This window comes from Vibrio sp. GLN_1, assembly GCF_043106015.1.
GTDB lineage: Bacteria > Pseudomonadota > Gammaproteobacteria > Enterobacterales > Vibrionaceae > Vibrio > Vibrio parahaemolyticus.
Map to the genome: position 1 here is coordinate 241,845 of NZ_JBICMD010000036.1, position 20,090 is coordinate 261,934.

The window sequence follows — 20,090 nt, forward strand, 5'->3', positions numbered from 1 at the left end:
TGCCTATTGTCAGGCTTAAAATCGTTCAAATTTGGATTCCCCCCATCACGAAAGTGGTGAGGGGAATTTTTTATAGGCTTTGTACTGCGAGTGTTGCTACGCGGCACGCTTTACGAGGCAAAAGTGCTTTTTACCGCGTTGCAATAACCAGTATTGATCGAACAGTGGGAAGCTCAAACTCGGGTTATCAGCCGACACTTTTTCTCCGTTTACACTGATGGCGTTGTTGCTGATGTGTTCGCGTGCAACACGCTTCGAACTTGCTAACCCCGACTCAATCAACAGCTCAACCAAATCTTGTTGTGCGCTCTCAATGCTTGGTAAACCATCCAACTCCAATTGTTTTAATTCACCCAAACTCAGTTGTCGCACATTACCGCTGAATAAAGCTTGAGTGATGCGTTCGGCGCTAGCTAGGCCTTCTTCGCCATGAACAAACCGCGTCATTTCCTCAGCGAGAATACGTTGTGCTTGTGGCTTACCTTGGCTTGCTTGGTCTTGCGCTTCAATGCTGGCAATTTCTTCGCAGCTCAAGAATGTGTAGTAACGCAAGAAGTGGTAAACGTCGGCGTCTTCTGCGCCAAGCCAGAACTGGTAGAACGCGTAAGGAGAGGTCTTGCTAGGATCTAGCCATATTGCACCACCTTCAGTTTTGCCAAATTTGGTGCCATCGGATTTGGTGATCAGCGGCAGAGTTAAGCCAAATACTTGCTCACCATTTTGACGACGAGTTAAATCGATCCCGCTAACAATGTTCCCCCATTGGTCATTGCCACCGATTTGCAAACGGCAACCATATTGACGGTTTAGCTCGGCAAAATCGTACGATTGCAGCAGAGCGTAGCTGAATTCGGTGAAGGAGATACCTTGGTCAGGGCGTTGTAGGCGTTGTTTTACCGATTCTCGGTTGATCATAGTATTGATCGAGAAGTGCTTACCCACATCGCGGAAGAAGTCGATCACATTGATTGCTTTCATCCAGTCAGCGTTGTTCACCATGATCATTGGCTTGCTCAGTTGGTGATTCATCAACTGTTGAATTTGGTTTGAGAGATCGTTAACCCAGCCTGAGACGATTTCCGCTGAGTTAAGACTGCGCTCAGTCGCTTTAAAGCTTGGGTCGCCAATCATGCCCGTTGCACCACCGATCAGAGCAACGGCTTGGTGTCCGGCATCTTGAAAGCGCTTAAGCATAATCAAAGGCACGAGGTGGCCGATGTGCAAGCTGCCTGCAGTAGGATCGAAGCCGCAGTAAACGGTTTGAGGCTGTGAGAGAAGTGTCTGAATTTCTTCCAAATCGCTGGCTTGTGCAATCAAACCACGATCTTGTAAATCTTGCAGTAATGGTGTCGTCATTCTTTTTGTCTGTTTTAGTGGTTGTTGTATTCAGACTAAAACGCGACACCTTTTGTCGATATATCCCTAAAGGGATGGTTTTCTATTTTGAGTGCATGATCAGGTGGTTGAGGAACAATTGAAACAGCTCACTCAACGATGAAACATTAAGCTGAGAATAGATGCGCTTTCGATGGTTTTTTACTGTGCCTTGAACAAGATGAAGATGCGCAGAAATTTCTTTAGTATCAAACCCTTGAGCAAGGAGGGAGGCGACTTCCTGCTCCCGTCGAGTCAGTGACTCTATGCCAAATGAGCTTAACGCCTGCTCAATGGCAACCTTCATATTGCCTGTGTAGGCGTCTGGGCGAACTACGGGCTCTGATAAGTTAAACTCGGCTTGTTTCCAATGCTGTTGGCACAGCGATTGAAGAACAGAAAAATGCGATCGCAAGCTGTTGATTTGCGCGGCAGAGAAGCGTTTACCTTCACGCAAGCAGCCAAAATAGAGAATTACCCAACGACCGGATTCGATTTCTACCAGCATGCTGAGTTCATCTTTCCAACCTGTTTGATCGTAAAACTGCTTTCGATACGTTTGATATTCGATGCCTTTTTTCGCCACATCTTTTAGGGTGAAGATGCCTTGTTGCTTGTGCTGGTTGAGGTTTTGGAAAAACGGATCGTTTTGAAATGAGTTGGTCAGGTAACGTTGAAATAGCAACTCACGTTCATTTTCAATCGAGTCATATAGATAGATCGGGTGTTTGCCTTCTCGGTAACCAAGAATGATCGCGCAATCAAAATCGAAAATTGAGTGAATCACGCTCATCAATTTTGGGGTGAAGTTAGGCGTGTTTAAAGCAGAAATTGCTTCTGCGAGTTGCGCGTTAAAGTTTTGGTTAGGCATGCGATCATCGAGTTGACATGATTTAATTTTGCGCAAGCATAACCAAAAGCAATCCAACGAGAAAGGGAAGTCACCATCTTCTCGTGACTTCCCCCTAAAAAGTTGCTCAGGTACTCAGTTTTGCGTTCTCGATTGTTAATTCTATGATTTTTAATGCTCAGATTTTTATCAATTCTTGTGAAACCATTCGTTGTTGTGAAGTGTTTTCAACCAGAGCAGGTAAATTACTGGGCGTTGGTGAGCTCTTCATTTACCCAGTATTTTGAACCAGATACATTCGCATCGATAAGTAAGCCTTTTGAGTTGAGCTGATAAACGGCAACGCCGCTGTTGAACTGTGCAGAGAACTCTTCGGCATCTTCGCCTGCAACTGCTGAAGCTTCGCTGGTGGCTTCCCAGCCTTCGTTGACGAACGTATCGAAGTCCTGCTTGCTTTCAAACAAAACCACTTGCTGATAAAACTTGCCGCCGAGGCCGAGCGCAACCCCCATACCAAACATGTTCATGTAGGTGCGTTTTTCGGTGGTCTTATCTACCGCCACACCAGAGCCTGAATTAGTGTGGAAAAGCAAAGAGAGTTTACGAGAATCAAAAACGGCGTAGCCGTAAGCTTTATCGTAAATCGCTTTCGCTTCTGGCTTTTCATTAAAGAGTTTGAGTAAGGTGCTATCGGCCATCAAATCAATCGCTTGACGCGCTTCTTCTGGCGTGTCGCCTTCCATCAACTCATCAATTTTTTTGTCTGCGGCATCTATCCATTCTTTGCTTTTTTCGATACTGGCATCTGTCCACTCGCCAGCCGTATTGATTGCTTCTTCGGACCAATTCGTGAAATCTTGCCACGCTTGTTTTGAAAAGGCTTTAGTGTCGTCCCAAACATCTTGAGCGGTATCCGAAACCGCTTCGCCTAGCTCAGACATTTTGTTGGATATTTCGTCCCAATCTGCATGAGCAGGAGAGGTGAGTAACATAAGTGTGGTTAAGATAACGATCGGCTTTTTCATTAGAGCTCGTCCTAAACGTGGTCGGTTTTATTTCATTTTAGGTGAAATTTGGGATAGGGAAAATTGACGATGATTCTAGGTTGGGATTGACGTCACGAACTCACGTACCCTTGACAAGGGCGTGATAGAAGCCCAACAAAAAAGCCCTCAAACCGCAGCTTGAGGGCTTTGTCTCATTGGTTTAGGAGCGCTTGTGTTAAGTGGCTTCCTTTCGGCAAATTACTTGCTAACTTTACCTAGCTGTAACCAAGTGTCGATAACGGTGTCTGGGTTGAGTGAAACTGAGCTAATGCCTTGCTCCATCAACCATTCCGCCAAATCTTCATGATCTGATGGGCCTTGACCACAAATACCTACGTACTTGCCTGCTTTGGTTGCGGCATCAATTGCCATTTTCAGCATGATTTTCACCGCTGCGTTACGCTCATCAAATAGGTGAGCCACATCGCCAGAGTCACGGTCTAGACCAAGCGTCAGCTGAGTCATGTCGTTTGAACCGATAGAGAAGCCGTCGAAGTACTTCAAGAACTCATCGGCAAGCACTGCGTTTGATGGCAGCTCACACATCATGATGACTTTCAGACCTTGGTCACCACGGCGTAGATCAAACTTCGCTAGCAAATCGATAACCGATGCGGCTTCGCTTGGCGTACGCACAAATGGGATCATGATTTCAACGTTCTTCAGGCCCATTTCGTTACGAACGCGTTTGATGGCTTGCGTTTCTAGCTCGAAACAGTCTTCAAACACTGGAGAAATGTAACGAGACGCGCCACGGAAGCCTAGCATTGGGTTTTCTTCGTGCGGTTCGTACGCTTTACCACCAACCAAGTTGCTGTATTCGTTCGACTTAAAGTCAGACATACGAACAATGACGCGTTTTGGCCAGAAAGCAGAAGCGATGGTCGCAATGCCTTCCGTCAGTTTACTTACGTAGAAATCGATAGGATCTTTGTAACCACGAATGCGCTGTTTGATTTCTGCTTTCAGCTCATCGCTTTGAGCGTCAAAGTTCAACAGTGCTTTAGGGTGAATGCCGATCATCTTGTTGATGATGAATTCAAGACGAGCAAGACCAACGCCTTCGTTTGGAATTTGTGCGAAGTCGAACGCGCGATCAGGGTTACCCACGTTCATCATCACTTTTGTTGGCAACAGTGGCAGTTCATCAACAGAAGAGCGTTTTACTTCAAAATCCAAGTCGCCTTGGTAAACGTAACCTGTTTCACCTTCTGAACAGGAGACGGTTACGGTTGCGCCATCGGTCAGTTTGCTCGTCGCGTCGCCACAACCAACGATAGCAGGAATACCCAGTTCACGAGCGATGATTGCTGCGTGACACGTACGTCCACCACGGTTAGTTACGATTGCCGATGCTTTCTTCATCACTGGTTCCCAGTCTGGGTCAGTCATGTCTGTGACAAGCACATCGCCTTCTTGAACCAGTGACATTTGGTCCAGAGAGTCAACCAAACGTACTGGGCCTTTACCGATGCGTTGGCCGATAGCACGGCCTTCGACAAGCACATCGGCTTTATTGTTCAGTTCGTAACGTTCAATCATGTTTTGTTCTGTTTGAGAACATACGGTTTCTGGACGTGCTTGAACGATGTACAACTTGCCGTCGATACCATCTTTTGCCCACTCAATGTCCATTGGACGTTGGTAGTGCTTTTCGATGATCATCGCTTGTTTAGCCAGCTCTTTGATCTCTTCTTCGTTTAGAGAGAAGGTGTTGCGCTCTTCTTCTGACGTATCGATGATATCAACTTGCTTGCCGATCTCTTGGTTGTTTGAGTAGATCATTTTGATCAACTTCGAACCAAAAGTTTTCTTAACGATCGGGTGCTCACCCGCTTCAAGCATTGGCTTGTGAACGTAGAACTCGTCAGGGTTTACCGCGCCTTGAACGACCATTTCACCTAGACCCCAAGACGATGTAATGAACACGACTTGGTCAAAGCCAGATTCAGTGTCTAGCGTAAACATAACACCAGAAGAGGCTTTGTCTGAACGAACCATGCGTTGGATACCCGCAGATAGCGAGATGCCACGGTGGTCGAAACCTTGGTGAACACGGTAAGAGATCGCACGGTCGTTAAATAGAGAAGCGTAAACGTGCTTTGTGGCTTCTAGTACTGCGTCGATGCCTTTCACGTTCAAGAACGTTTCTTGCTGACCAGCAAAAGAGGCGTCTGGTAGGTCTTCCGCTGTTGCAGAAGAGCGAACCGCTACCGAAAGCTCAGTGTTGCCTTCGATAAGTTCTTCATAATTATTGCGAATTTCTTGTTCAAGATCCGCAGGGAAAGGGGCTTGTAATACCCATTGACGGATGGTAGCGCCTGTCTTACGCAGAGCTTCAACATCGTCAACGTCCAGTTCATCAAGTAATTGGTGAATACGCTCATCCAAACCTTCGTGGTCAAGGAATTGGTTAAACGCGTATGAGGTTGTCGCAAAGCCATTTGGTACTGATACGCCAACATTAGCAAGGTTAGAAACCATTTCGCCAAGTGAAGCATTTTTACCGCCGACTTTGTCGACATCATCCATGGATAGGCCATTGAACCAGAGGGTGTTCTTTTGCATGTCTTTCTCCAGAAACATTGCAGCTTAGTAGGGGGACTTAAATCAATCCAAACAAAGTATTTGTCTCAATTGATGTCAAAGGCAAACGATTACGTTCTGGCTCAAAAAAATTCTGACGAATTTTAAAAGCTGTGGGGAACCTAACTGAAAGCCAAACTGGTTTATTAATATTATGTTTACCATCCTACTCAAAAGATTTTGAAAAATTAAACAGAAATGCAAATAAATAACCAAAGTCGTGATGTGTTCTATGTTTCTGACGGTACGGCGATAACATGTGAGACATTGGGCCATGTTGTTCTTGGTCAATTTCCTTTCATTCCTAATGAAAAAACCTTTCCTTTTGTGGAAAGCCAAGACAAAGTTGCGGATGTTGTTAAAGAAATTGAAACATCCTACCAACGTAACGGCGTTAAACCGTTGGTGTTTTTCTCGATTGTGGTGCCTGGTGTACGCGAAATGCTGCTAGAAGCTCCGGCATACAGCTACGATGTGCTTGAAAGCATTGTACAAAAGGTGCAAGACGACATTCAGATGGCACCTGCCCCGAAGTTGCAGCGCTCTCGCAGTGTAGGGAAAGATTCCGATACCTATTTTGACCGTATTGCGGCGATCGAATACACCTTGGCTCACGACGATGGCATTACACTGAAAGGCTTGGAACAGGCTGATATCATTCTGCTTGGTGTATCGCGCAGCGGCAAAACACCAACCAGTTTGTACATGGCGATGCAGTTTGGCTTGCGCGTGGTGAACTACCCGTTTATTGCCGAAGACGTCAAGATGATGCGTTTGTTGCCAGAGTTCGAGGTGCATCGCCACAAACTGTTTGGCTTAACCATTACGCCTGAACGTTTGAATGAGATTCGTGAGAATCGCCTGTCGGGCAGCGACTATGCCAGTGAAGAGCAATGCAAGTTGGAGTTGGACACGGTTGAAGCTTTATTCAGAAGAGAAGCGATTCCTTACATCAACACGTCGTCATTGTCGGTAGAAGAAATTTCAACGCGCATTCTTGAGAGAGCCGGAATGAAACGCCGTTTGTTCGGCTAGTCACTTGGATGAGAGGAGGTTACTATCAACCTCCTCTTTACGTATTACTGGTTATCAATTATCAGCTTATATAATTGTTCCTTAGTAGTACTGGAACATCTTCTGAACGTCTTGATAGCTCTTCGTTTGCGTGAGTGACAACATCAGCAAAATACGTGCTTTTTGTGGGTTTAGCGTGCCTGATGCAACAAAGCCGTATTTATCATCATCAATTTCTGCGTCCAAAGTCGTTGAGCCAGTTGGCGTGCGAGAGCTTCTGACGACAACAATGCCATCTTTGCTCGCTTTTTCTAGCTCATCAAAGACCGTGTGGTACAAGTTACCATTACCCACACCAGCACTCACAATACCGTCAAACTTGGCATCAACCAAGGCTTTGACTGGCAAGCTCGACGCATTCGCATAGTTATAAACAATGCCTACTTTAGGTAGTGTGTTGAGTTTTGATACATCGAATGGGGTTTCTGTGGTGTGTTTACGTTCAGGGCTTCTTTGGTACTTTGCATCGCTGTTGTGAATGTAGCCAAGAGGGCCGAAGTTTGGAGATTGGAACGTACTTACCGAGGTGGTGTTGGTCTTCGTTACATCTCGCGCATCGAAAATAGTGTCATTCATTGCCACTAGCACGCCGCGGCCTTTTGAGTCCTCATCGGTTGCAGTAACAACAGCATTGTATAAATTGACCGGGCCATCGGCACTCATGGCGGTGGATGGTCGCATCGCGCCCACGATCACAACGGGCTTGTCGCTCTTCACCGTTAAATCAAGGAAGTATGCGGTTTCTTCCAATGTATCCGTACCGTGGGTGATGACGATACCGTCAACATCATCTTGAGCGAGCAGCTCGTTAACCCTTTTCGCTAACTTCAGCCATACCTCATCGTTCATGTCTTGAGAGCCGATGCTGACGACTTGCTCACCAGAAATATCCGCAATGTTGGTCATGCTCGGCACAGCAGAAATTAATGATTCGACGCCAACTTTACCTGCGGTGTAGTTCGACTCAGTGGCAGATTGACCTGCGCCAGCGATGGTGCCGCCAGTCGCGAGGATTTTGATATTAGGAAGATCGGACTGGGCGAACGACAAAGAACTGAGGCACAAACCAAGGGTAATCGTACTGAGGCGGAAAAGATTTTTTGTCATGGGAATCACCTGCTTTTAGGTTAGATGTTGGTTGGGGAACAACCTCTATCCTAAAAACAGAACGGGAGAATTTTTGAGTACAGGCTCAACAAATTGCAGATGAAAATCGTGATCAACCAATCACTTAAAGAATATCAAATCAACCAGTTAACCTAATTAACGTGCTTCTTTAACAAGTGAGATGTACCAGCAACCTGTTCAACATTGAACGAAATACCAGTGATGGATCTGTAAGTAAGAAGTGAGGGCGTGTTTTGCTAAGAGATGTAAAGGGAAGGGGGATAGGAGCTAAGCTTTTAGAAGATTAAATGGCCTGCAATCATAGCGCAAAAAAAAGCGGCTTTACCCCGGAACAGATAAGCCGCTTGCCAATGATGTGCGATACCAGTCAGAGTTGGTATCGTTTCACATCTTATCGCATAATCATTTGTTCTCGACCTGGACCAACAGAGACCATTTTTACTGGTACGCCCATCAGTTCCTCAATGCGTAGAACGTATTTCTGTGCTGCTACTGGTAGCTCTTCAAACTTACGACAACCTGTGATGTCTTCGCTCCAGCTTTCCATTTTCTCGTAGATTGGTGCTAGTGCTGCAGTTTGAGGCCAGATTGGGTTTTCGCTGTGGTCGCCTTCGTAGCCAACACAGATTTTTAGATCGTTAAGGCCTGTCAAACAGTCTACTTTCGTTAGTGCAATTTCAGTTGCTGCTTGCAGTTCAACGCCGTTCTTCGTAGCGACTGCGTCGAAGTAGCCCATATCGCGTGGACGACCTGTAGTTGCACCGAACTCGCCTGCAAGTTCGCGGAAAGCATCTTGCTCTTCCATTGCAGTGATCAACGTACCAGTACCTACTGATGAGCTGAATGCTTTTGCAACCGCAATAACGCGTTCAGGACGAAGTGCCGGAAGACCACTGCCGATACCCGCGTACATTGATACAACGTTAGAAGATGTTGTCCAAGGGTACTCACCGTAAACAAGGTCACGACCCGCGCCAAGCTGCGCTTCGAACAACAGTGTTTTGTCTTTTGCTTGTAGCTCTTTTAGAGGAAGCGTTACGTTGCAAATTGAATCGCGCCAAGGTGCAGACACTTCTAGCAACCAGTTCGCCATTTCTTCAGCGGTTTGTTCGAACTCGAACGTCGGGTAAAGCGCACGCAGTTGCGGCAGTTTCCAATCCATCATGAATTGAAGGCGTTCAACTAATACTTCTGGTTGCTTCAACCAACCAACTAGGATGCCTTTCTTCATTACGCGGTCACCGTACGCAGGTGCAATACCTTGACGAGTTGAGCCGTATGCTTTGTCGCCTAAACGCTGTTCTTCTAGCGTATCTTCTAGTGCATGTAGAGGTAGACACAGTGTTGCGCGATCAGAGATGCACATATTCACTTTTACGCCCGCTTCTTCAACTTCCGCAATCTCCTGAGACAGCAACGCAGGGCTGATAACCATACCCGGACCTAACACTGCCAAACAGTCTGGGTTGAATACGCCACTTGGTAGCTGGTGCAGCTTAAACGTACCTAGGTCGTTAACCACGGTGTGACCCGCGTTGTTACCACCTTGAAAACGAATGCTCGCAGAAGCTTGCTCTGCCAAAAAGTCAACGATGCGGCCTTTGCCTTCATCACCCCAGTTTGCACCCACAACAACGATAGACGACATAATTTAATCTCCAAAAACAGATGCAAAAATCTTAAGGTGTTCGCCATAATAAGAGAAATTAATTATACTCATTAACTTGATAAGAATCTCATATCGGAATTAGCAATGTTAGATTTGAACTGGCTGCGAACCTTCGTAACTCTTGCAGAGGTAAAACATTTCGGCAAAACAGCGACGGAACTGCACATGACACAGCCGAACGTAAGTTTGCATATCAAGCAGTTGGAGCAGGCCACGCGTACTAAATTGATTGAGCGAAACCCTGTACAGCTGACGCAGGCGGGGAAGCGTTTGTTAGCTACGGCGCAGCGGATGCTTAATGAGCTGCAAATTTGTCAGTCGGATCTCAATGCCATCAACGATCTTACGCAGGGGACGCTTTCTATTGCGGCGAGCGATATTGTTTCACGTTTACTGCTTATCAAACCATTTCAGCAATTCAAAAGTGAATACCCGGGTATCGATTTGGCATTGTTCAATACCACGTCTTCTCAAGCGGTGGATTTGGTGAAAAGTGCGCGTGCCGATATCGGCTTTGTTATCGCACAAAAAGAGAGTCAACCGCTGCATTTTACGCCTCTCACGCAGATTCACTGGTGTGCGTTTGGCGATAACATTTTTGAGTGGCAGGACAATCGAAAAGAGAGCCAGACGCTGATTCTGCTAGGGCACGATACTCGAACCCGAGAGCTGATTGATGCGTCTTTACCTGAGTTAAATCTGCCTAAGCATCGCGTGATGGAAGTGGGCAGTGTGGAAGCTCAAATTGACTGGGCTGAAGCGGGGTTTGGGACTGCTATTGTGCCGGATTTCTCGCTCGATCCGAGATTAAAGCTTTCCCGAGAAGTTACGCCTTTGCCAAGTTTTCCAAACACTGATTTCGGCTACATCGTGCGTCAAAATCAGGTGTTATCCAAAGCGGCAAAACACTTGTTGGCTTGGGTTGGCGAGAATGTGTCGGTGGTTGAGGGCTAAGACGATGAAAGAAAAGGCGGTGAAAGAGACGAAGATTACGATTTCGCTCCCATCCTTGATTCACCGTATTGGTGGCGACCATGCCAAGCGAGCGAAAACACTCGCAGCAGAAAAACAGTGCGATCTTAAGCGAATTAGGCGATCTCGTAACTGGCAGATTTCAGGCGAGGCTTTGGATGTAAAAGCGTTTTTAGATCATCTTAAAAGCGAAGAGGCAGAGGTGATGCGCTTTGCGATCAACAAGATCGAGCAAGCTCTACTCGCTCACCAAGACAAGTTGGAACCTTTGGACGTGAAGTTGATACGTTTGGTGAGACAAAACCCAAACATCACCTTAGCTGAGTTGATGGCAGAAACGAACTGCACGTTGGTTCAAGCTCGCACGGCACGATTTGACGCCGAGTTGCTTTAAGATTGGTTTGTGGTTTACTCACTTTAATGGCAGATGTTAGGGTACTAACCAAAATAACTCACTAAGACCATTTTATTATGGATATTTGGAAGCTTCTCCTTTTTATTCCTGCTTGCTTCGCTCTCAATATGGCTCCAGGCCCAAACAATTTATTGGCAATGAACAACGCCCGCTGCTACGGATTTAGGGCCGCATTTGTAGCTAGTTTAGGCAGAATTGCCGCTTTTTCAGCAATGATTGCGTTGTCGGCATCTGGCTTGGCCGTGATTTTGTATACGTCAGAAATGTTATTTTTGGCAATAAAGCTGGTAGGGGCGCTGTATCTACTTTGGATTGCATTTAACCTTTGGCGTTCAGAGTCTAGTCCGATCTCTGATTTGGACAACTCGCGCAACTACGCAGGGCTTGCGAAGCAAGAATTTACGCTTGCTGCTGGCAACCCGAAAGCGATTCTTATCTTTACTGCTTTCTTGCCGCAATTTGTTGATGCTAATGCCAACGTTCAAGAGCAGTTCTTTGCACTTGGCTCAACGTTTTTGATTTTAGAAATGGTCGCCATTTCAATCTACGCAATCTTTGGTTTGTATTTAAGACACTGGTTTTCAAACCCGAAAATGGCGAAACGTTTCAATCGCGGGTGTTCACTCTTTTTGACTGTCTCTGGTGTGAACTTGCTGATAAGTAAGCAATAACGACGTACATTGTTCTGTCACTCATTCTATAAAAAAGAGCCGCTTGATGTTAAATCAGCGGCTCTTTTCTTTAGTTTATGTGTTGCTGGTTGTTTACCACATCAAATCATCTGGAACGACGAAATCTGCGTATGGATCGTCTTCTGCCGGAATCTCAGATTCTGCTTCTTTCTGTTCGATGATGACGGATTCATCACGTTGAGCAATTTTATTCGCTACTCCGCGCGGAATGACAACGTAGCTTTCACCGACAATAGCAATAGTCAAAATGCCTTTGATCAACTGTTCGCGGATAAGTGAATCTACATAAAGTGATTTCACTAGTGTACCGTGCGTGAAGTTGTATTTGATGTCGCCATCTTTTAGCTCGATCTTGTTCATCTCAATCAGTTGATTGATTTGCGCTTTGATCTCTTTGCTTAGACGCTCTGCGTTTTGTTGTTGGCTTAGCTGTTTGTCTCGCTCTACCTGCTGGCGTTTACTCTCCTCAACCGCCGCTTTAACTTCGCGTGCTTGAACGCGTGATTTCTTTGAGCCTTTTTTCGCTTTCTTTAGTTTTTTCTCGTTAACTAAGCCCGCTTTTAGCATTTGTTCTTGAAGGGTAAGTTTCGCCATGTTTAATCCAGTTGGTGCGCAATTTTCTGCATTTTAACCAGTCATTCTCTGCAAAGAAAGGGGAGTGGCTTTTTAAGCGACAAAAGCCTCAAGAATTGCCAACAAAACATGGTCTGCTCACCCGTTTAACTCTGCTTATCTAGCCGCTATTTTATCTAACCGCCATTGCCTTGGCGATTTTCCCGTCCAGCGACGAAAGTGGCGGCTGAAGACCGCAGTTTCTGCATAGCCCAGTTGCAACGCGATATCGGTAATACTCTGAACATTCTCATGCAAACGCTGTTCGGCGAAATCCTGACGCACTTGCTGCAGTAGCTGTCGATAACTCGTGCCCTGCTGTTTTAGCTTGCTTTGCAGCATTCTCGGGTGTAAATCCAATGCTCTGGCGACACGCTCCACGCTGCATTCTCCAGTCGATAGCAAACGACCAATCATGTTTGCCGCTTGGTCACTGAGATTGTTGGGGTAACGGGTTTGCAGCTCTTTGAGGTGCTGTTGAAAATGGCGCTCTAGTGCGTCTTCATCTTGGTGGTTCTTAGCGTTAAGTAGACTCGCTTTAAGTAGGATACCGTCAAACTTATCACCGAAACGCAGTTTGTTCTGCTGGGCAAATTCGCTCTGTTCTGCCTCGAAGCTTGCGTGTTGGGTGAGGTGTAAAGAGAAGTGGCTCGCTTCAATATCAAGCAAACTGGCAATAAACATCGCCAGATGCGACACACTCAACTGCATCAACTGCGCGATACCGCGTGCGCTGTGCACATCAATATTGAGCGACAACCGTACCCAATCATCTTGTGGCGTCATGTTGAGAGTGACTCCTGACGAATGTAGATAGAGAAAATCATTCACCCGCACCAAGGCTTCACCGACCGTTTCTGCGCGAGAAACCAGCATCGGCAAATCGCCCAAACTTTGCAGGTTTTGGCGCTTGGCGAGCAACGCGCCAAACAACGGTTGCTTACAACGAGCAGCCGCTTCCTCCAGCAATTCAGCCAACCTTGGATAAGCGAGATAGGTATCGGGGTCGCGAAATTGCGCCGCAGACAGCCCGACGGCAGCCATAATCTCAACCGGATTCTGCCCTAGTTCGGAAACCAAGCTATCAAATTTATCGGCGGCGCCACTTCTTACAATATGCATGTCTCGATTTTCAAATGTTAACAACTTGTAAATCGCAATATATCAAATTTACTTCGCAAAAGGTCAAGTGAGTGTCAATGAGTTGATCTAAGTTACATTTTGATAACAACAACACATGGACGAGAAGCCGTATGGAACTTATCAATAAAACCGCGATTGTCACTGGCGCTGCGGGTGGAATTGGCCAAGCCATTATTCACAAACTGCTGGAACAAGGCGCGAAAGTACTTGCTGTCGACATTTCCCCTCAATCACTGAATGTGTATCAAGACTTCGATGCAGAGCAGCTACGAACATTTGTTGCAGACGTCACCGAATACCAAGAAGTGGAAGCCATGGTCAAGCATGCAGCCGAACAGTTTGGCTCGCTCGATATCATGATCAACAACGCGGGCATCGGCGCCCCGAAACCTCTGCTTGAGCACGACCCAATCGCCGATTTTGAGCCGATCTCAAAGGTCAACCAAAATGGTGTCTACTACGGCATTCTCGCTGCTGGGCGACAATTCCAAGCACAAGGAACGCCGGGCGTAATTCTTAATACATCGTCTGTTTATGCACAAATGGCGTCTGAGATGACTTTTACCTACAACGTCAGCAAAGCAGCGGTCGACATGATGACTAAATGTGCGGCGTTAGAGCTGGCGCCGCTCGGCATCCGTGTCTGCGCTATCGCACCGGGACGCGTTGATACCGCGATGTTAAGACAATACGACGAAATTGGCCTGTGGAATCACATCCGTAAAGAGCAAATGCGCCAAACCTTCACTCAACCAGAAGAGATCGCCAACGTGGTGACGTTTTTGGTCAGCGAGAAAGCCAACTGTATCAACGGCTGCACCATCAGTGCATCTGACGGTTTCGAGAATTTTAAGTACCCACTCATGGGATAGGCGAGCACGCCACATTACAGCAATAGCGAGGATGTAAGTTATGTCATTACCAGAAGTTATTCAGCATCAAGATTTCCTATTAACTCTTAATACTAATGAAGAGTCGATCATAAAAGACGCGCTACCGGGTGTTGATGTTTACCCGTTGTTTCTAGACCCAGAAAACGGTACTTGGGTGGTTCGCGCCAAATTCAAACCGGGTATCACTCTGCCTAAGCACTACCACACTGGTGTGGTGCACTTCTATACCCTGAGCGGCGCTTGGCACTACATCGAGTATCCAGACCAAGTCCAAACCGCTGGCAGCTACTTATATGAGCCGGGCGGTTCGATTCATACCTTCCACTGCCCTGAAAGCTCAGGCGGTGCCGACGGATTTATGGTGATCCAAGGTGCAAACATTAACTTTGACGAAGAAGGTAACTTCATCAACATTATGGATGCAGGTTGGATTGAGCAAGTTGTTATTGCAACAGCGAAAGCACAAGGCTTTACCGCGCGCTACATCAAACCGGGTGCGATTGCTGGTCTTAGCGATGAGCTAGCGGAGTAACCCCATGCAACAGATGAACAGTATCGTAATGCAAGATGGTAGTGTCCGCTTGAAGCAAGTCGAAATCCCCAAACCCGCTGCGGGACAAGTGTTGGTTCGTAGTCTAGCTTGTGGCATTTGTGGCTCCGACCTTCACATTACTCGACACGCGGATGAGGTATTTGATGTATTCCATCAGCTCGGGTTGATGCCTGATGAAGCTGGTGAGCACGCTCAAGTGATGTTGGGGCATGAGTTCTGCGCGGAAATTGTCGAATACGGATCTGATACACAACAAACGTTACCCGTTGGTAGCCGAGTCACCTCAGTGCCGATGTTGCTCAGTCAAAATGGCGCGGGCGTTGGTGTCACTCCGGGTACTTATGGTGCTTACTCTGAGTACTTCCTGCTTGATGAAGCGTTATTGCTACCTGTCCCAGACGGAATGCCGTCTGAGGCGGCGGCATTGACTGAACCACTGGCGGTCGGTTTGCACGCGGTCAATCGCAGTGAAATCGAAACGGAAGAAACAGCGCTGGTTGTCGGTTGCGGCCCTATAGGGCTGGCGGTGATTGCTGCACTGAAACAACGCGGTGTGAGCAATATTCTTGCGGTCGATCTTCAGGAAGAGAAGCTGCTACTTGCTAGTGAGTTTGGCGCAAATCGATTGATCAACCCGACCAAGGAAGACGAGTTCGCCGTTGGTGAGCAGTACGCGATGAACTCACGTCTGGTCATTTATGAATGTGTGGGCAAACATACTTTAATTGATGACTTCATGCGCCGTGCTCCTGCCCGATCTCGAATCGTTGTATCAGGCATTCATACGGCTCCAGCGACCATTAACTACGCGTACGCGACGGTAAAAGAGCTCGATTTGAGATTCTCTTACTACTACCAACCGCACGAGTTTGAGCAATGCCTACAAGCGATTGCCGAACACACGTTGCCTTGGCAGAAAATGCTCACCGCCAAAGTGGGAATCGACGGTGTCGAAGACGCATTTACACAGTTAATGACGCCAAATGATCACATCAAAGTGGTGATCGAACCTTGGCGCAGCGGCGCGTTAGAAGTGATTTAACTCTTAGCCAGCTTAAGCCAGCCAAAACTAATTTTAGTTTGGTGACAGCCCCAACCGTAGCAGCTAGGTTGGGGCTTTTTTGTTAGGCCTGTTCTGCGCATTCCTGTTGCAGAGCAGGGTAATCGGTGTAGCCTCGTCCGTTTCCGCCAAACAACGTTGAGCCATCGAGTTCTGCCAACGGATGGTGATGTTGCAAGCGAGAGACTAAGTCTGGGTTTGCTACGAATGGTCGTCCGAATGCGACAAGATCCGCGTAGCCTTTCTCTAACACTTCGTTTGCTCGCTGAGGATTGTAGCGACCTGCGACAATGATAGCGTTGCGAAAGCGCTTTCTAAGTTCGATTCGAAACGTCTCGGGAATCGTTGGTGCATCGGCCCAATCGGCCTCGGACAAGTGCAAGTAGGCAATGTCGCGCTCCTGTAGCTGTTTTGATGCCTCTAAGATCGTTGGCACGATATCTGGGCAGTCCATATCTTTAAACGTAATGAATGGTGCCAATCTCACTCCAACTCGATGCGCACCAACAGCGGCGATAACTGCATCCACTACTTCGATAAGAAAACGGATACGATTTTCTCGTGAACCGCCGTAATTGTCTGTTCGATGGTTTGAATTGGTTCTTAAGAACTGGTCTATCAGATACCCATTCCCGCCGTGGATTTCTACACCATCAAAACCCGATTCAATAGCGCGTTTGGCTGCGTTCGCGAAATCACCGACAACTCGGTTGATGTCCGCTTGTGTCATGGCGCGTGGCTCAACACAATCGACCATATTGCCGTTGCCTTGTTCATCCGCAATCCAAACTTGCGTCTCTACAGGAGCGAGCGCAGATGGCGCGATAGGCTGTTCACCATTTTGGAATGTTGGGTGAGACACTCTGCCCACATGCCATAGCTGACAAAACATCGCTGCGCCTTGTGATTTGACCGCTTGGGTCACACCTTGCCAGCCCGCCACTTGCGCATCGGTGTAAACGCCAGGTGTGAACGAATAGCCTTGAGAATCGTCCGAAATTTGTGTGGCTTCGGAAATGATCAGCCCGGCAGAAGCGCGCTGTTGATAATACGTTGCCATCATCTCATTCGGGATGTTGCCCGGCTGAGTGGTGCGTGCGCGAGTCATTGGTGCCATGACAATACGGTTTTGTAGTGACAACGCTTTTAGTTGAGCTGGTTCAAACAGCTTATTTGTTCTTTGTTTCATGTTGCGCTCCTCAGATAAGTACTGGCACGTTGGTCGCTTTACGAGCGGTTGCCATCCAGTGAAGTACGGCTGGATCCCATTGCACTTCGGGCGCACTGAAAAAACCGCGTAGAATGGAGAACATAATGGCCTGATCAACCAGTGACGTTTGCTTTTCTGAACTTAGGTTGAGCAAGGGTTTGGTTTGTTCTATCAAAGCGGCGACTTCTTTCGCAATCGCAGGTGTATCGTTAATCAAAGCTTCAAAATTTAACCCTTCGGTTTCTTTTTTTTCACGCCATGCTTGTTTAGCGGTTTCTGTTGCAAATTCCGGTAACGTCATGTTTGACCAACGCGGATACCCGACTTTTTGTAGCGGTAAAAACGCTTGTTTTTGCCAGTCTAAAACCGGTGTTGAGGGTTGGCTTTTTTCGCTGGAAGATGCCAATTCAAGGAAGTAGTTGATGATGTCTAAGCTTTCCGCCATGGCTTCACCATCGTCTTTGATCAAAAGAGGAACTTGTTTTGCGCCGATGAGGTTTGTGGTGGTGATCTCGTCGTCATAAGCAATGTTGATGACGTCGAGCTGAATATTCAGCATGCCTGCAACAAAACGGACGCGGGCGCTAAAGGGGCAATGTTCATAAATGTACAGTTTCATTTTTGTTTCCTATCTCTTGGCTGGGCAGGGCGTGTTGTTGTGCGTTGAACAGCGTTACGGCGTTTAACTTTGCCCTGTCACATAACGTTCTGGGTCTAAACAATGTCGATAGGGTCAGTATATGGATTCGATTTAATTTGATAATTGGGTAATATCTGAATTGATTATTCAGTTTTTTCAAATAATAAGGGCGCGAAGATGGATAAGTTTTCGGATATGACGTTGTTTGTCAGCATCGTTAAACATCAAGGTCTGGCAGCGGCGGGAAGGGAGTTAGGTTTGTCTCCGGCGACGGTAACGGCAAGGCTGCAAGCGATAGAAGAACGCTATGGCGTAAAGCTGCTCAACCGAAGCACACGCCATGTATCACTCACGGACGCAGGGGCAATGTACCATCAAGCTTGTCTGAACATCATTGATAGCGTGAAAGAGACGGAAAACTTACTTCAAACGGGTATTTCGGAAGTGCGCGGAACGTTGAAAATTTCAGCTCCACGAGATATTGGCAAACAAATTATTTCGCCGATGGTGTCGGCTTTTTCTGAGCAATATCCGGATGTGACGCCTTATCTTTATCTTAATGACAATTTATCGAACTTGGCTGAATCGGGGCTCGATTTAGTGATTCGTTACGGCGAGTTAGCGGACAGTAATCTCATTTCGCGCAAGCTGGCATCGAGTCAACGTGTGCTGTGTGCGTCACCTGATTATTTGTCGAAGCAAGGTGTCCCAAACTGCCCACAAGATCTCGCGGTTCATCGCTGCTTAGCCATGGTGCGCAGCAATGAAGAATTAAAAACGTGGCACTTTAAAGATGAAGAGTCTCACCAAACGATCACGGTCACGCCAAAGCGCTTTTCTGATGATGGTGAAGTGATTCGACAATGGGCGTTGGACGGTGCGGGGATTGCGTTGAAATCGATTTTAGATATTCAGCAAGACCTAAAACAACAACGTTTAGTAACGGTTTTGGATGGGTATATGAAAAACTTCAGCGCCTTTTCGCAAGGCGCTGAAGCGGATCTGCATGTCATTTATCAGAGCCGCCAATATCAACCGAAAAGAGTTCGCCTGTTTTTGGACTTTCTAGTTGAGCAATTTAGCGCGCTGAGTGATGCCCGCAATCAGATCTAGATGCGATTCCGAGGTTTCTCGGCGGTGGCGATAAATCCCGACGGTGCCAGGGTTTGGTTCGTTTTTCATGGTTAAGCATCGTAAGCCAAAGGATTCCAAATACGGTTGCAGATGGCGGGTATAAGACATCACCGCGACGCTTTCTTTCAGTACATCAATACTGGCGAGCAGAGAATCCACTTCGTAAGTCGGTCGGTCATCCAGTTGCTGCCTTTCGCGTTCATTTTGTTTCGGGATTGGGTTATCGATGACGTGAGCGAATTTCTTAGCGTCATAAGTGACCGAAAGAGCGGGGTATTCGTGCAGCATCTCTTCGGTGACGGTTTTACCTAGCAGTGGATGGTTTGGGGAAACAAAATAGGCATCAACCGTTTGAAATAACGGAATAAACGTAACATCGCATTTAGACGACAAGCCGACAATCTCGTGGCCGATGAAGAATTCAATCTGTTCGTTGAGTAATGAATCCATCAAGCCTAAGTGGTTGCCAAATTCGACGTGCGTAGATGCCGATGGTTGCTTGGTCAGATGTTCATTGAGTGCTTGTTTGACGAACAGCGGCCACCACGCATCGCCAGTACCCATTTTAATTTTTCCGACTTGGTACTGTTTCCGTTCATCAATGCTTTGCATCATTTGGTTGTATTCATGCTGCATCGCGTTGCTATGGCGATAGAGGATGCGTCCGTATTCGGTCAACACCATGCCATTAGGATGACGTTCAAACAGCGTCACGCCGAGATTCTCTTCCAGCTTCTTTAAATTGCTTGTTACCGTTGGCTGGCTTAACCCTGCCATTCTTGCCGCAGCGCTGATGCTTTGGCAGCGTGCAACCAGTAAAAATTGCTGCAGAGATTTGTCCATTTTCTTTCCCCTCTAAGAACGAGGGGTATTTTGCACAATTTCATTTATAAATCACAAATCTGTAATCTCATTTGATTGAAATTATGCGCATTTCATAGATCTACATCACTGTTGGGGTTTGACGTATAGATGTTATCTATAGCTCGCTCCTGACTTCCTATTTTCCCCTCAAAAGGGTGTTCTTTAGACTGTCGCC

The 20,090-nt window shown here is 46.9% G+C and carries 19 protein-coding genes; 8 read left to right on the forward strand and 11 right to left on the reverse strand.

Translation table 11 applies throughout. The features are described from left to right. Window positions 1–96: 96 nt before the first annotated feature. The 4 genes from tyrS to ppsA all read right to left on the reverse strand — a co-directional run bounded on the left by tyrS (window position 97) and on the right by ppsA (window position 5,838). Window positions 97–1,356 (reverse strand): tyrosine--tRNA ligase, encoded by a 1,260-nt coding sequence (gene tyrS, locus ACF8OV_RS18910; RefSeq protein WP_203504419.1) that lies wholly within the window; start codon window positions 1,354–1,356, stop codon window positions 97–99. Between the two features lie 82 nt (window positions 1,357–1,438). Beyond that, window positions 1,439–2,245: a helix-turn-helix transcriptional regulator gene (locus tag ACF8OV_RS18915; protein WP_005498115.1), complete on the reverse strand. Its 807-nt coding sequence runs from the start codon at window positions 2,243–2,245 to the stop codon at window positions 1,439–1,441. Between the two features lie 224 nt (window positions 2,246–2,469). Next, entirely contained in the window at window positions 2,470–3,249 is a 780-nt protein-coding gene (locus ACF8OV_RS18920; RefSeq protein ID WP_005464130.1) for a hypothetical protein, read from the reverse strand. Between the two features lie 219 nt (window positions 3,250–3,468). Continuing rightward, window positions 3,469–5,838 carry a phosphoenolpyruvate synthase gene (gene ppsA / locus ACF8OV_RS18925; RefSeq protein ID WP_203504421.1) on the reverse strand — a complete coding sequence of 790 codons (2,370 nt, stop codon included), beginning with the start codon at window positions 5,836–5,838 and terminating at the stop codon, window positions 3,469–3,471. A 216-nt stretch (window positions 5,839–6,054) separates the two neighbouring features. Between ppsA and ACF8OV_RS18930 the strand changes: the two genes are divergently transcribed. Further along, on the forward strand, window positions 6,055–6,891 hold the full coding sequence (locus ACF8OV_RS18930; protein WP_005464081.1) for a pyruvate, water dikinase regulatory protein: 837 nt from the start codon (window positions 6,055–6,057) through the stop codon (window positions 6,889–6,891). 81 nt (window positions 6,892–6,972) lie between these two features. Here the strand turns inward: ACF8OV_RS18930 and ansB are convergent, their stop codons facing one another. Both ansB and ACF8OV_RS18940 read right to left on the reverse strand, forming a co-directional pair. Next, window positions 6,973–8,037 (reverse strand): L-asparaginase 2, encoded by a 1,065-nt coding sequence (ansB, locus tag ACF8OV_RS18935; protein ID WP_077281394.1) that lies wholly within the window; start codon window positions 8,035–8,037, stop codon window positions 6,973–6,975. 412 nt (window positions 8,038–8,449) lie between these two features. Next, entirely contained in the window at window positions 8,450–9,706 is a 1,257-nt protein-coding gene (locus tag ACF8OV_RS18940; RefSeq protein ID WP_005464135.1) for an adenylosuccinate synthase, read from the reverse strand. A 105-nt stretch (window positions 9,707–9,811) separates the two neighbouring features. Here ACF8OV_RS18940 and ACF8OV_RS18945 point away from each other — a divergent pair, with 105 nt between their 5' ends. The 3 genes from ACF8OV_RS18945 to ACF8OV_RS18955 all read left to right on the forward strand — a co-directional run bounded on the left by ACF8OV_RS18945 (window position 9,812) and on the right by ACF8OV_RS18955 (window position 11,785). After that, window positions 9,812–10,681, forward strand: coding sequence for a LysR family transcriptional regulator (locus ACF8OV_RS18945; RefSeq protein WP_020841833.1), 870 nt, complete (start codon window positions 9,812–9,814; stop codon window positions 10,679–10,681). Window positions 10,682–10,685: 4 nt separating this feature from the next. Further along, complete coding sequence (locus ACF8OV_RS18950) at window positions 10,686–11,093, forward strand: ribosome recycling factor family protein (protein WP_020834961.1); 408 nt, start codon at window positions 10,686–10,688, stop codon at window positions 11,091–11,093. Between the two features lie 77 nt (window positions 11,094–11,170). Further along, on the forward strand, window positions 11,171–11,785 hold the full coding sequence (locus ACF8OV_RS18955) for a LysE family translocator (RefSeq protein WP_005464091.1): 615 nt from the start codon (window positions 11,171–11,173) through the stop codon (window positions 11,783–11,785). Between the two features lie 93 nt (window positions 11,786–11,878). Here ACF8OV_RS18955 and ACF8OV_RS18960 read toward each other — a convergent pair whose 3' ends face one another. After that, window positions 11,879–12,400 carry a DUF2058 domain-containing protein gene (locus ACF8OV_RS18960; RefSeq protein ID WP_203504423.1) on the reverse strand — a complete coding sequence of 174 codons (522 nt, stop codon included), beginning with the start codon at window positions 12,398–12,400 and terminating at the stop codon, window positions 11,879–11,881. Window positions 12,401–12,535: 135 nt separating this feature from the next. After that, window positions 12,536–13,540, reverse strand: coding sequence for an AraC family transcriptional regulator (locus tag ACF8OV_RS18965; RefSeq protein WP_203504431.1), 1,005 nt, complete (start codon window positions 13,538–13,540; stop codon window positions 12,536–12,538). Between the two features lie 131 nt (window positions 13,541–13,671). On the opposite strand from ACF8OV_RS18965, the gene ACF8OV_RS18970 reads away from it, so the two are divergent. From ACF8OV_RS18970 to ACF8OV_RS18980, 3 genes are read left to right on the forward strand one after another with little or no spacing between them, the layout of a single operon-like run. Continuing rightward, window positions 13,672–14,433, forward strand: a complete 762-nt coding sequence (locus tag ACF8OV_RS18970) for an SDR family NAD(P)-dependent oxidoreductase (protein ID WP_203504433.1) — start codon at window positions 13,672–13,674, stop codon at window positions 14,431–14,433. Between the two features lie 40 nt (window positions 14,434–14,473). Then, window positions 14,474–14,986 (forward strand): 2,4'-dihydroxyacetophenone dioxygenase family protein, encoded by a 513-nt coding sequence (locus tag ACF8OV_RS18975; RefSeq protein ID WP_005479856.1) that lies wholly within the window; start codon window positions 14,474–14,476, stop codon window positions 14,984–14,986. Between the two features lie 4 nt (window positions 14,987–14,990). After that, window positions 14,991–16,049, forward strand: coding sequence for a zinc-binding dehydrogenase (locus ACF8OV_RS18980; protein ID WP_203504447.1), 1,059 nt, complete (start codon window positions 14,991–14,993; stop codon window positions 16,047–16,049). Between the two features lie 82 nt (window positions 16,050–16,131). Here ACF8OV_RS18980 and ACF8OV_RS18985 read toward each other — a convergent pair whose 3' ends face one another. After that, window positions 16,132–17,256 (reverse strand): alkene reductase, encoded by a 1,125-nt coding sequence (locus ACF8OV_RS18985; RefSeq protein WP_203504449.1) that lies wholly within the window; start codon window positions 17,254–17,256, stop codon window positions 16,132–16,134. A 10-nt stretch (window positions 17,257–17,266) separates the two neighbouring features. After that, on the reverse strand, window positions 17,267–17,896 hold the full coding sequence (gene grxB, locus ACF8OV_RS18990; protein WP_203504451.1) for a glutaredoxin 2: 630 nt from the start codon (window positions 17,894–17,896) through the stop codon (window positions 17,267–17,269). Between the two features lie 198 nt (window positions 17,897–18,094). Here grxB and ACF8OV_RS18995 point away from each other — a divergent pair, with 198 nt between their 5' ends. Continuing rightward, window positions 18,095–19,030: a LysR family transcriptional regulator gene (locus tag ACF8OV_RS18995; protein WP_025509955.1), complete on the forward strand. Its 936-nt coding sequence runs from the start codon at window positions 18,095–18,097 to the stop codon at window positions 19,028–19,030. On the opposite strand, the gene ACF8OV_RS19000 is transcribed toward ACF8OV_RS18995, so the two are convergent. Continuing rightward, window positions 18,983–19,894, reverse strand: coding sequence for a LysR family transcriptional regulator (locus tag ACF8OV_RS19000; protein ID WP_203504453.1), 912 nt, complete (start codon window positions 19,892–19,894; stop codon window positions 18,983–18,985). The genes ACF8OV_RS18995 and ACF8OV_RS19000 overlap by 48 nt on opposite strands. Window positions 19,895–20,090: the final 196 nt, after the last annotated feature.

Bases quoted from the DNA above. Each gene is read 5' to 3' on its own strand.
- tyrS (WP_203504419.1), bottom strand. From the start codon at position 1,356: ATGACGACACCATTACTGCAAGATTTACAAGATCGTGGTTTGATTGCA.
- ACF8OV_RS18915 (WP_005498115.1), bottom strand. From the start codon at position 2,245: ATGCCTAACCAAAACTTTAACGCGCAACTCGCAGAAGCAATTTCTGCT.
- ACF8OV_RS18920 (WP_005464130.1), bottom strand. From the start codon at position 3,249: ATGAAAAAGCCGATCGTTATCTTAACCACACTTATGTTACTCACCTCT.
- ppsA (WP_203504421.1), bottom strand. From the start codon at position 5,838: ATGCAAAAGAACACCCTCTGGTTCAATGGCCTATCCATGGATGATGTC.
- ACF8OV_RS18930 (WP_005464081.1), top strand. From the start codon at position 6,055: ATGCAAATAAATAACCAAAGTCGTGATGTGTTCTATGTTTCTGACGGT.
- ansB (WP_077281394.1), bottom strand. From the start codon at position 8,037: ATGACAAAAAATCTTTTCCGCCTCAGTACGATTACCCTTGGTTTGTGC.
- ACF8OV_RS18940 (WP_005464135.1), bottom strand. From the start codon at position 9,706: ATGTCGTCTATCGTTGTTGTGGGTGCAAACTGGGGTGATGAAGGCAAA.
- ACF8OV_RS18945 (WP_020841833.1), top strand. From the start codon at position 9,812: ATGTTAGATTTGAACTGGCTGCGAACCTTCGTAACTCTTGCAGAGGTA.
- ACF8OV_RS18950 (WP_020834961.1), top strand. From the start codon at position 10,686: ATGAAAGAAAAGGCGGTGAAAGAGACGAAGATTACGATTTCGCTCCCA.
- ACF8OV_RS18955 (WP_005464091.1), top strand. From the start codon at position 11,171: ATGGATATTTGGAAGCTTCTCCTTTTTATTCCTGCTTGCTTCGCTCTC.
- ACF8OV_RS18960 (WP_203504423.1), bottom strand. From the start codon at position 12,400: ATGGCGAAACTTACCCTTCAAGAACAAATGCTAAAAGCGGGCTTAGTT.
- ACF8OV_RS18965 (WP_203504431.1), bottom strand. From the start codon at position 13,540: ATGCATATTGTAAGAAGTGGCGCCGCCGATAAATTTGATAGCTTGGTT.
- ACF8OV_RS18970 (WP_203504433.1), top strand. From the start codon at position 13,672: ATGGAACTTATCAATAAAACCGCGATTGTCACTGGCGCTGCGGGTGGA.
- ACF8OV_RS18975 (WP_005479856.1), top strand. From the start codon at position 14,474: ATGTCATTACCAGAAGTTATTCAGCATCAAGATTTCCTATTAACTCTT.
- ACF8OV_RS18980 (WP_203504447.1), top strand. From the start codon at position 14,991: ATGCAACAGATGAACAGTATCGTAATGCAAGATGGTAGTGTCCGCTTG.
- ACF8OV_RS18985 (WP_203504449.1), bottom strand. From the start codon at position 17,256: ATGAAACAAAGAACAAATAAGCTGTTTGAACCAGCTCAACTAAAAGCG.
- grxB (WP_203504451.1), bottom strand. From the start codon at position 17,896: ATGAAACTGTACATTTATGAACATTGCCCCTTTAGCGCCCGCGTCCGT.
- ACF8OV_RS18995 (WP_025509955.1), top strand. From the start codon at position 18,095: ATGGATAAGTTTTCGGATATGACGTTGTTTGTCAGCATCGTTAAACAT.
- ACF8OV_RS19000 (WP_203504453.1), bottom strand. From the start codon at position 19,894: ATGGACAAATCTCTGCAGCAATTTTTACTGGTTGCACGCTGCCAAAGC.